At 35.0% G+C, this 10,126-nt stretch carries 10 protein-coding genes and 3 tRNA genes; 5 read left to right on the top strand and 8 right to left on the bottom strand.

Translation table 11 applies throughout. The features are described 5' to 3' along the window. Positions 1 to 551: 551 nt before the first annotated feature. From EV142_RS23630 to EV142_RS23620, 3 genes are all read right to left on the bottom strand, one after another. Positions 552 to 634, bottom strand: a tRNA-Leu gene (locus tag EV142_RS23630). 45 nt (positions 635 to 679) lie between these two features. Next, positions 680 to 752: transfer RNA gene (locus tag EV142_RS23625), tRNA-Lys, on the bottom strand. Between the two features lie 40 nt (positions 753 to 792). Next, positions 793 to 865 (bottom strand) — tRNA-Lys (locus EV142_RS23620). A 126-nt stretch (positions 866 to 991) separates the two neighbouring features. Between EV142_RS23620 and EV142_RS23615 the strand changes: the two genes are divergently transcribed. After that, the gene (locus EV142_RS23615) at positions 992 to 1,510 is read left to right on the top strand and encodes a shikimate kinase (protein ID WP_132038326.1); all 519 of its coding nucleotides are present in this window, start codon (positions 992 to 994) and stop codon (positions 1,508 to 1,510) included. Here the strand turns inward: EV142_RS23615 and EV142_RS23610 are convergent. Next, positions 1,502 to 2,002, bottom strand: coding sequence for a phosphoribosyltransferase domain-containing protein (locus tag EV142_RS23610; protein WP_132038325.1), 501 nt, complete (start codon positions 2,000 to 2,002; stop codon positions 1,502 to 1,504). The two genes, EV142_RS23615 and EV142_RS23610, sit on opposite strands and share 9 nt — an antisense overlap. 150 nt (positions 2,003 to 2,152) lie before the next feature. Continuing rightward, positions 2,153 to 2,542 carry an RNA-binding S4 domain-containing protein gene (locus EV142_RS23605; RefSeq protein ID WP_132038324.1) on the bottom strand — a complete coding sequence of 130 codons (390 nt, stop codon included), beginning with the start codon at positions 2,540 to 2,542 and terminating at the stop codon, positions 2,153 to 2,155. A 79-nt stretch (positions 2,543 to 2,621) separates the two neighbouring features. Between EV142_RS23605 and EV142_RS23600 the strand changes: the two genes are divergently transcribed. Beyond that, positions 2,622 to 3,719: an FKBP-type peptidyl-prolyl cis-trans isomerase gene (locus tag EV142_RS23600; protein WP_132038323.1), complete on the top strand. Its 1,098-nt coding sequence runs from the start codon at positions 2,622 to 2,624 to the stop codon at positions 3,717 to 3,719. A gap of 251 nt (positions 3,720 to 3,970) precedes the next feature. On the opposite strand, the gene EV142_RS23595 is transcribed toward EV142_RS23600, so the two are convergent. The 3 genes from EV142_RS23595 to EV142_RS23585 all read right to left on the bottom strand — a co-directional run bounded on the left by EV142_RS23595 (position 3,971) and on the right by EV142_RS23585 (position 6,420). Continuing rightward, a complete protein-coding gene (locus EV142_RS23595) occupies positions 3,971 to 4,924 on the bottom strand; it encodes a transketolase family protein (protein WP_132038322.1) in 954 nt (317 codons plus the stop codon). A 75-nt stretch (positions 4,925 to 4,999) separates the two neighbouring features. Beyond that, entirely contained in the window at positions 5,000 to 5,851 is an 852-nt protein-coding gene (locus EV142_RS23590; protein ID WP_132038321.1) for a transketolase, read from the bottom strand. Positions 5,852 to 6,102: 251 nt separating this feature from the next. Further along, positions 6,103 to 6,420 (bottom strand): hypothetical protein, encoded by a 318-nt coding sequence (locus EV142_RS23585; protein ID WP_132038320.1) that lies wholly within the window; start codon positions 6,418 to 6,420, stop codon positions 6,103 to 6,105. Positions 6,421 to 6,915: 495 nt separating this feature from the next. On the opposite strand from EV142_RS23585, the gene tgt reads away from it, so the two are divergent. From tgt to EV142_RS23570, 3 genes are all read left to right on the top strand, one after another. After that, positions 6,916 to 8,046 carry a tRNA guanosine(34) transglycosylase Tgt gene (gene tgt / locus EV142_RS23580; protein ID WP_132038319.1) on the top strand — a complete coding sequence of 377 codons (1,131 nt, stop codon included), beginning with the start codon at positions 6,916 to 6,918 and terminating at the stop codon, positions 8,044 to 8,046. A gap of 92 nt (positions 8,047 to 8,138) precedes the next feature. Then, positions 8,139 to 9,227, top strand: coding sequence for an LptF/LptG family permease (locus EV142_RS23575; RefSeq protein ID WP_132038318.1), 1,089 nt, complete (start codon positions 8,139 to 8,141; stop codon positions 9,225 to 9,227). Then, positions 9,214 to 10,101, top strand: coding sequence for a DMT family transporter (locus tag EV142_RS23570; protein ID WP_132038317.1), 888 nt, complete (start codon positions 9,214 to 9,216; stop codon positions 10,099 to 10,101). The genes EV142_RS23575 and EV142_RS23570 overlap by 14 nt, the downstream gene beginning before the upstream one ends. Positions 10,102 to 10,126: the final 25 nt, after the last annotated feature.

Genomic DNA, 10,126 nt, shown 5'->3' with positions numbered 1-10,126 from the left:
CTGATCTCTTTTACAAGAATAGGGTGGTCACTTTAAACCGGAACAAATTGCTCTCTTTTACCGGAATGGGATGCTCACTTTTGCCAGAATTTGCACTATATGGTCATATTCGGTATGTTGTGAGGGTACATGACCATCAAGTTCTTTTGCTAACTGTAAAGCCTTTTGAAGATAATGTTTGTTAAAGTCATTTTTTAAAGATTTTAATAAAAACAAATCAAGGTTGTTTGTTAACTCGTATATTTTTTTTGTTCTTAAAAAAAATGATAAATACATATATTCATCATAGAACTCATTCAATTCACTTTGCATCATTTCACTTTACACATTAAATATTTGTTTTGCTAATTTATCAAAATATTCTAGTATTTGATAAACATTCTAATACAGGAGTTTTATGTAATTATTTTTTATCTTTAAAATAAAATATTGCGGTTTATGTAGCTAAGAACATGGCATAAAAAAAACGCTCCGTTATGAGAGCGTTTTTAAAAATGTGTAGCAAATGCGTAGCAAAATCAACGTTAAGTCAATGAATACAATGCTATTTGTGACCACGGTGGGATTTGAACCCACACGCCCTTACGAGCACCACCCCCTCAAGATGGCAAGTCTACCGTTTCTCCACGTGGCCGTAAATGAAAAAAAGGCCAAGTAATATAAATTACTCGACCTTTTGTGACCCGACTGGGGCTCGAACCCAGGACCCCATCATTAAAAGTGATGTGCTCTACCGACTGAGCTATCGAGTCATTGCTTTCAAGGAATTTAATTTGTTAATCACAAAATTTGTGACCCGACTGGGGCTCGAACCCAGGACCCCATCATTAAAAGTGATGTGCTCTACCGACTGAGCTATCGAGTCATTTAATTCCTTGAATGCGGGTGCAAATATAAGGAGTTATTTTCGAAGTTTCCAAGCATTTTTATTATAAATTTGTCTTTTTTTACGAAAAGTTCACAACGTCTTAGTTTATAAGGTTTTATTAATATGAAAAAAATTGTGTTATTAGGTTATATGGGGTGCGGAAAGTCAACAATTGCCCAAAATTTGTCAAAAATCACAAATATTCCGTTTCTCGATTTGGATAAATGCATCGAAAAAAAAGCAAATTTGTCCATAAATGAAATTTTTGAACAGCATGGTGAGATCTATTTTAGAAAATTAGAGCATGAAATTTTTGTAGAATTGCTTCAGTCTTCAGAAAACAGCATAATTGGTTTAGGCGGAGGAACGCCTTGTTATGCCAATAATCATGAATTATTGAAAAGGGAGGACGTAAGTTCAATTTATTTAAAGGCTTCCATAGAGACTTTATATAACAGACTAATTCATAACAAGAGCAAGCGTCCTTTGATCGCTAATATGAATGAAGAAGAAATGAGGGAATTTATCGCAAAACATTTGTTCGACAGAAGCTTTTATTACAACCAGGCAAAACATAAAGTTTCGGTTGATAATAAGTCCGTCGAAGAAACAGTTCAGGATATTGTAGCGCTGCTAGCTTAAAAAAGCGTAATCATCGCCATTTTCATCAAAAACAACCTGAACGTGCTCTAATAATGAAGTTGAAAGGGAGATTCCTTTAAAATCGGCTTTTACAGGGTACTTCTTATGATTTCTGTCTACAAGTACTGCAGTTTTGAATTTCTTAAGCGGAACGTCTAAGAAATGACGAACTGCATATATTAAAGTCGTGCCGGAGTTTAAGACATCGTCTACAAGTACTAATCCTTTATTCGAATATTCACTGGCTGGTAAAGACGTCTGTATAGGCAACTGAGGATTTTGTTTGTCAACCCTGACTTCACAAAGAGAAACTTTAAGAGTAGATATGTTGCCTAAAGCCAAGGCTATTTTTTGAGCAAAAACAGATCCGTTAGAGGCGATTCCGGCAATAACAACTTCATCTTCATCAACAAAAGTCTCGTAAATTTGGTACGCGATACGTTTTATTTTATGGTCGATTTCCTGATTCGTTAAGATTATATTCTTGTTCATGATTATTTTTTTTTGCTAAAATACAAATTTAGGTTTTTAAATTTCACTATATGAAATTTGAAATTCCAATCCTGTCAAATTCCAAATTCCAATGTCGAGAAAGGAAATTCATATTTAAAAATTGGAATTTGGAATTTTAAATATTGGAATTTACTCCGTTTCCTCTTCGTCAACAATATCATTACCATATTCGTCAATATCTCTTCGGTCTTTTTTGGTGGGTCTTCCTGTTCCGCTTTTGCGATAATGTTCTTTGGAGAGTTTTAATAATTCCAAATGCGCATAAGCTTCAGCCGGAGTTTCGTTTTTTCGGTATATATCAACAAGTTTTGCCCCGACACGACTTTCCGGAATGTCAAGTACGGTTATGATTTGTGTAATCTGATCTTTTCTAAAGGTGATCCTGTCGGTCGGAAAAACCTCTTTTGATGGTTTCGCAACCAGTCCGTTTACAGTAATATGGTTCTTTTTGCAGGCTTCAGTAACCATATTTCTGGTTTTGTAGTAACGTACGCACCACAGGTATTTATCTATTCTCATAATTTTTCTAAAATAGAAGTTAAAATCTTTACAAAAATAAATCAATATTGTATCTTGCGCACCTAAAAAATTAAGAATAATGAACAAATTTAAATATTATTTTATTTTATTACTTGCAGGTATTGCTATAGTTTCTTGTAATAAAAGTGATGACGATGCGGAAATAGTTCCCTTAAGAGATTATAAGGAACAATATAAAGCTGACAGTGATTCAATTATGAAATATTTAAAGAATAATTATATCGAAAGTGTTTCGGCTAATTATGATATTAAGATATCTAAAATTCCAGCAGGAGGCACTCAGGTTTCTATTTTCGATCAGACTCAATATCCTATACAATCAAGAGATGTTTATAGTAATGATGTTACTTATAAAGTGTATTATCTGGTATTAAGACAAGGTACAGGGCAGGCTCCTACTAATTACGATAAAATTTCAGCTTCCTATTCAGGCAATACCTTAAACGGAAAAGTTTTTGATACCTCTTATGGGGTAGCGAGAGATTTTAGCTTAGAACCTTATTTGACTACTTCTGTAATAGAGGGCTGGTCAGAAATTTTTCCTAAGTTTAAAACAGGAACAACGGCAGTAGCAAGCGATGGCAGCGGAACTATAACGTATGATAATTACGGAGCAGGTGTTATGTTTTTACCTTCGGGATTAGCCTACTATGGTTCGGGACAGACTGATATACCGGCTTATTCTTGTCTGGTATTTAGTTTTAAATTATTGGGTCTTCAGCGATTAGATCATGATTTTGATGGCGTTTATGATTTTGAAGAAGATCTGAATAAGGATGGTTATCTTTATGATTTGAGAAATACAACAAAATATCCTAAACCGCCGGCTAATTTAGCTGATGATACAGATGGTGATGGCCTGGCTGATTTTATTGATGTTGACGATGATGGGGATGGATTTACGACTTTACTGGAGATTACTAAACCAAAAGATAAAGTGGGTATTGTTATAGAAGAGGGTGTTTCAGTTAACTACGGAATAAGTAAATATTATCCTTTCACAGCCCCTGTTGCAGATAATCCTAATACTCCAAATACAGATGAAACGGAGCCTAGAGGTATTCCTGCATTTGCAGCAACTGGTGAGCCGGATTATACTTCTCCAAACCGATTAAGACTTCATGTGGATAAAGCGCATCATACGCCTAAGCCGTAATGACTTTTAAATAAAGAAAAATATAGAAAACCCCGAAATCACTTTCGGGGTTTTTTTATGGAGTTGTTTGTCTTGTGTAAAATAGTTAGAAGTTTATTGGCTAAAATTTTAAATCAATAAACGTCTTTGATTTCTGTCGCTGCTTTTTAGCTAATTTGTAAACTAACGGCTGTTGATTTAATTTAGAAAAGGGTACAAAAAAACCTCGAAATCACTTTCGAGGTTTTGTATATAAAGTAAGAAAATTTAAATTATTTTCTTTTAATAACTCTTTCTACAGCTTCAACAATCGCCTGATTGTTTAGTTTGTATTTTTCCATTAGTTGCTCCGGAGTTCCGGACTCACCAAAACTATCGTTTACAGCAACAAATTCCTGTGGAGCAGGAGTGTTTAAAGCTAATACTCTTGAAATGCTTTCTCCAAGACCTCCAAGAATGTTATGCTCTTCTGCAGTTACCACGCATTTTGTTTTAGCTAATGATTTTAGAATCGCTTCTTCGTCAAGTGGTTTAATTGTATGGATGTTGATTACTTCAGCAGAAATTCCTTTAGCTTCCAAAGCTTCAGCAGCGATTAGCGCTTCCCAAACTAAATGCCCTGTTGCTACAATAGTAACATCAGTACCTTCGTTTAGTAAAATTGCTTTTCCAATTACGAAAGGCTCGTCAGCAGGCGTAAAGTTAGCTACTACCGGACGACCGAAACGCAAATAAGCCGGACCATGGTGATCTACCAATGCAAGCGTAGCCGCTTTGGTCTGATTGTAATCGCAAGTATTAATTACAGTCATTCCAGGTAACATTTTCATTAAACCAATATCTTCAAGGATTTGGTGTGTTGCTCCGTCTTCACCAAGTGTTAAACCAGCGTGAGAAGCACATATTTTTACATTTTTATCTGAGTATGCAACAGATTGACGAATCTGATCGTAAACTCTTCCTGTAGAGAAATTAGCGAAGGTCCCTGTAAATGGAATTTTCCCGCCAATGGTTAAACCGGCAGCAATACCAATCATATTGGCTTCAGCGATACCAATCTGGAAAAAACGTTCCGGGTGATTTTTCTTAAACTCATCAAATTTTAATGAACCAATTAAATCGGCACATAAGGCAACAACGTTTTCATTTTTCTGACCTAATTCAGTCATTCCCGCTCCAAAGCCCGAACGGGTATCTTTACTTCCTGTATTTGTATATTTTTTCATTTTTTTTCTTTTGCTGTACGCAATAGGCTGTAGGCAATAGGCATAAAGCTTACTGCTTAAGGCTTATGGCTTTTTTTAATAATCGATTTGATCTGCAGAATAGTTTTGTGCCAGTGCATTTGCCAATTGGTCATCGTTTGGCGCTTTTCCGTGCCAAGCGTGCGTATGCATCATGAAGTCAACTCCGTTACCCATTTCAGTATACAATAAAATACAAACTGGTTTTCCTTTTCCTGTTCTTGATTTGGCATCATTCAGACCTGCAAGGATAGCATCGATATTGTTTCCTTCTTTAATTTCAAGAACATCCCAGTCAAAAGCTTCAAATTTGGCACGAATGCTTCCCATTGGTAAAACTTCGTCAGTTGTTCCGTCAATTTGTTTCCCGTTAAGGTCAATAGTCGAAATAATATTGTCTACTTTTTTAGCAGAAGCATACATGATTGCTTCCCAGTTTTGACCTTCCTGTAATTCACCATCACCGTGCAGGGTATAAACGATATGATTGTCTCCATTTAATTTTTTAGCCTGAGCAGCTCCAAGCGCTACAGATAAACCTTGTCCTAATGAGCCGGAAGCTATACGAACACCAGGTAATCCTTCGTGAGTGGTTGGATGCCCTTGTAAACGAGAATTTAATAATCTAAACGTAGCTAATTCTGAAACAGGGAAATAACCGCTTCGGGCTAAAACGCTATAAAAAACTGGAGAAATATGACCGTTTGAAAGGAAGAAAATATCTTCTCCGATTCCGTCCATATCAAAACCTTCTTTACGGTCCATGATGTTTTGGTATAAGGTTACCAAAAATTCTGTACAACCTAGTGATCCACCCGGGTGGCCTGAGTTTACAGCATGTACCATACGAAGAATATCTCTTCTTACTTGGATAGTTAAATCGCTTAATTGTTGTGTGTTAGGCTTCATTTTATGTGTAAAAGTTAAACTACAGCAAAAGTAATCGTTATTTTGCGGGGAGACAAATGATTTTTTGCTTTAGTTTGTCAGAATTGTTAAATTTTGTTTCTTTTTTTATTGATCTTAAAAAAAGACTGAAGTATTGTTGTAGTGTATAAAAGTTTTGCCACAGATTAAAGGATTCCATTGATTTAAAAAAATCAGTGCTAATCCTTTAATCTGTGGCAAATAAACTTTTGATAAATAATTGTATTGTTATTTTAATTAGTGTCGCTTTCGCTGTAATAATTATTTTCTTCATCTTCAGATCCGATTTCTTCTTGCTGGTCATCCAGTTCAGAACCAGGTACATCAAGATCTTCTCCGGTCTGGTTTTCTTTGTCGATGTTGAAGGAATTCTCATTCCATTCTCCTTCTTTCTCATCAATTGTTTTTCCGTTGGTAATATGATCCGGATCGATGTCTTTTATTTTTTCTTCCTTATTATAAATGTCTTCCGATGCGGGATAATCCAATTGCTCCAGATTTTTTTCAATCTGATCTTCTTTTTGTAAGTCTTTTTCTTCTGAATGTATCATGATTTCTATTTTTTTAATTTTACTTTTCTTTTTTACTAAGTTAAAGAATCAATCTTCTGGTTCTGTTACACTTTTAGTACTTAGATATTGTACTTTTTACATTATTTGAGACATCGATTTATGACACTAAACTTTGATTTATTGATCTTACTATTTTGGGCGTTCCCCAGGGGTCGGGCTATCCGCTATATCTTTTGTTCCCGAAAAAGTATTGTTAATTAAGACCAGACCTGTGTCACAAAAGGATGCCGCTGCTATCCCTAACGCAAATACCAGGTGTAAAATTAGTATCTCATTTTCTAATCGACATATTTTCTAATTCCGTTATTACAGATTTTAGATCATTATCTCATTTTCAAATGGACAAATTCTCCAATTAGAAGCCAGGTTTCAAGACCATCAAAATCATTATCTCATTTTCTAAATGGACAAATTCTCTAATTAATTAGATTTTCCTCAAATTAGCCTATCTTTGCCGACTGAAAAAAGAAACAGATGAAGTTTGATTTATTACAAAAAGATCCGCAATCTAAAGCGAGAGCGGGGAGTATTACTACAGATCATGGCGTAATTGAAACGCCTATTTTTATGCCTGTCGGAACGGTAGCTTCTGTAAAAGGAGTGCATCAGCGTGAACTGAAAGAGGATATCAATCCGGACATTATTCTTGGAAATACCTATCATTTATATTTACGTCCGCAGACTGAAATTCTTGAAAAAGCGGGTGGATTGCATAAATTTATGAACTGGGATCGTAATATTTTGACAGATTCTGGTGGATATCAGGTGTATTCACTTTCGAATAACAGAAAAATTAAGGAAGAAGGGGTGAAATTTAAATCACACATTGATGGATCGTATCACTTTTTTTCACCGGAAAGTGTAATGGAAATTCAGCGTACCATCGGAGCCGATATTATTATGGCTTTTGATGAATGTACACCTTATCCTTGTGATTACAGATACGCACAGCGTTCGATGCACATGACACACCGTTGGCTGGATCGTTGTATCAGTCATTTAGATAAACTGCCTTATAAATACGGATACGAACAAACTTTTTTTCCAATTGTTCAGGGAAGTACATACAAAGATTTGCGTCGTCAGTCGGCAGAATATATTGCAAATTCAGGTCAGCAGGGAAATGCAATTGGAGGTTTGTCAGTAGGGGAGCCTGCCGAAGAAATGTATGCAATGACAGAAGTAGTTTGCGAAATTTTGCCGGAAGATAAACCCCGTTATTTAATGGGAGTAGGAACTCCGATCAATATTCTGGAAAATATTGCGCTGGGAATTGATATGTTCGATTGCGTAATGCCAACGCGTAATGCCAGAAATGGTATGTTGTTTACGGCAAACGGAACGATTAATATTAAAAATAAAAAGTGGGAAGATGATTTTTCTCCAATCGACGAAATGGGGCATACTTTTGTAGATACAGAATATACAAAGGCCTACTTGCGTCATTTGTTCGCAGCGAATGAATATTTAGGAAAACAAATCGCAACGATTCATAATCTTGGTTTTTATATGTGGTTGGTTCGTGAGGCCAGAAAACATATCTTAGCAGGAGATTTCAGACCATGGAAAGAAATGATGGTTAAAAATATGAGTCAAAGACTTTAAAAAAAGTTTCAGGTTATTTTTGTTTCACGTTTCAGGTTCTCTTCAACAGAACCTGAAACGTGAAACATGAAACAAGAAAAACAAAAAAATCTATGTTAACAATAATAGATAAATATATTTTAAAACGCTATTTAGCCACTTTCTCGGTGATGATCATGTTATTTATTCCGATTGGAATTGTAATTGACGTTTCTGAAAAGGTGAATAAGATGTTGGAGAACAAGATTCCGTTTATGGATATTGCCATCTATTATTACAACTTTACCATCTATTTTGCGAACTCGTTATTTCCGATATTTTTGTTTTTATCGGTGATCTGGTTTACTTCAAAACTGGCGAATAATACCGAGATTATTGCGATTCTGAGTTCAGGAATTTCATTTACACGATTTTTAAGACCTTATATTATCGGGGCCAGTATTATTTCGGTTTTTGTATTATTAATGGGTTTTTTCATTGTTCCTGCGGCCAGTGAAGGTTTTAATAATTTCAGGTATACCTATCTGAAAGGAAATGGAAAACAACTCATGCGGGGTGAGAACACCAATGTTTACAGGCAAATTAATGATAATGATTTTATCTTCGTTAATAGTTTCAATGAAGAATCGAAAACAGCATTTAATTTTTCGTTAGAACATTTTGACAAGGATAAGCTGAAGTATAAAATCACGGCGAGCCGCATCAAATGGGATCCAAAGAAAAAAATCTATATACTTTACGATTATACAAAAAGAACAGTTAATGATCTAAATGATGTAATTGAAAAGGTTCCTGAAAAAAACATGGCCTTTAAATTTGAGTTAGAAGATTTAACTCCGGTGGTTTATATTGCTGAAACCTTAAGTTTAGGGAAACTGTATAAATTTATTGAAAAAGAAAGAAAAAGAGGTTCAGGAAATATTAATACTTACTTGGTAGTACTCTACAAAAAATACAGTGTTCCTGTTTCTGCCTTTATCCTTACTATTATTGCCGTTGCGGTTTCTGCTATGAAACGTCGTGGTGGTATGGGAACAAATCTGGCGATAGGAATTGCAATTGCTTTTTCTTTTGTGTTTTTTGATAAAATATTTGGTACTCTTGCCGAAAAATCAACTTTCTCACCTTTATTAGCAGTCTGGTTTCCAAATATTGTTTTTGGAATTTTGGCCATTTACCTCTTACGTAATGCGAAACGATAATTTAAAAAGTTACTTAAATCTTCATTTGATTGTTTTTATCTGGGGATTTACAGCCATTTTGGGTGCTTTAATAACTATTGATGCTGAAAATCTGGTTTGGTACAGAATGCTTCTTGCCGGAATTTTTCTGGGAATTTTTATTGTCTGCAAAAGACAATCGTTTAAGGTTCCCGTGAAAGAATTTTTTAAACTTATTTTTGTCGGACTTCTGATTGCCTTGCATTGGATTTTCTTTTTTAAAGCCATTCACATTTCTAACGTTTCCATTACGCTTTCGATATTTTCGCTGGGGGCATTTTTTGCTTCTTTGTTAGAGCCGATATTTTATGGAAGAAAGATATTGTGGTACGAAGTTTTCTTCGGACTGATCATTATTGGCGGTTTAGGCCTGATTCTGCAAGTGGAAATAAAATACCTTCAGGGCGTTTATTTTGCATTGGCTTCTATTATCCTTGGCGTATTGTTTACGCTTATGAATGGAAAATTAATAGCAGATCATGAACCATCAGTAATTACTTTTTATGAGTTTGGAGCCGGTGTTTTCTTTATTTCGGTCTATTTTTTGTTTCAGGGAAAATTTAATGCGGATTTCTTTTCAATGTCTGTGAATAACTGGGTTTTGCTGCTTGTGCTGGCATCAGTTTGTACGGCCTATGCTTTTACTGCTTCTGTAAAAGTAATGCAGAGATTAACGCCTTATACCGTTATGCTAACCACTAATCTAGAGCCTGTATACGGGATTATCCTGGCCTATTTTATTCTTGGAGGAAAAGAAAAAATGAGCACCGAATTTTATATCGGAGCGGTAATAATTGTCATTACAGTTATTTTAAACGGGGTTTTTAAACATTATCAAAATAAGAAAAAAGTGTAATATTTACCTTATTTTTAAATTGCAT

Source organism: Flavobacterium circumlabens, from assembly GCF_004345565.1.
In the GTDB taxonomy this organism is placed as follows: domain Bacteria; phylum Bacteroidota; class Bacteroidia; order Flavobacteriales; family Flavobacteriaceae; genus Flavobacterium; species Flavobacterium circumlabens.
This window is presented reverse-complemented; position numbering and strand designations above follow the sequence as displayed.

Bases quoted from the DNA above. Each gene is read 5' to 3' on its own strand.
- EV142_RS23615 (WP_132038326.1), top strand. From the start codon at position 992: ATGAAAAAAATTGTGTTATTAGGTTATATGGGGTGCGGAAAGTCAACA.
- EV142_RS23610 (WP_132038325.1), bottom strand. From the start codon at position 2,002: ATGAACAAGAATATAATCTTAACGAATCAGGAAATCGACCATAAAATA.
- EV142_RS23605 (WP_132038324.1), bottom strand. From the start codon at position 2,542: ATGAGAATAGATAAATACCTGTGGTGCGTACGTTACTACAAAACCAGA.
- EV142_RS23600 (WP_132038323.1), top strand. From the start codon at position 2,622: ATGAACAAATTTAAATATTATTTTATTTTATTACTTGCAGGTATTGCT.
- EV142_RS23595 (WP_132038322.1), bottom strand. From the start codon at position 4,924: ATGAAAAAATATACAAATACAGGAAGTAAAGATACCCGTTCGGGCTTT.
- EV142_RS23590 (WP_132038321.1), bottom strand. From the start codon at position 5,851: ATGAAGCCTAACACACAACAATTAAGCGATTTAACTATCCAAGTAAGA.
- EV142_RS23585 (WP_132038320.1), bottom strand. From the start codon at position 6,420: ATGATACATTCAGAAGAAAAAGACTTACAAAAAGAAGATCAGATTGAA.
- tgt (WP_132038319.1), top strand. From the start codon at position 6,916: ATGAAGTTTGATTTATTACAAAAAGATCCGCAATCTAAAGCGAGAGCG.
- EV142_RS23575 (WP_132038318.1), top strand. From the start codon at position 8,139: ATGTTAACAATAATAGATAAATATATTTTAAAACGCTATTTAGCCACT.
- EV142_RS23570 (WP_132038317.1), top strand. From the start codon at position 9,214: ATGCGAAACGATAATTTAAAAAGTTACTTAAATCTTCATTTGATTGTT.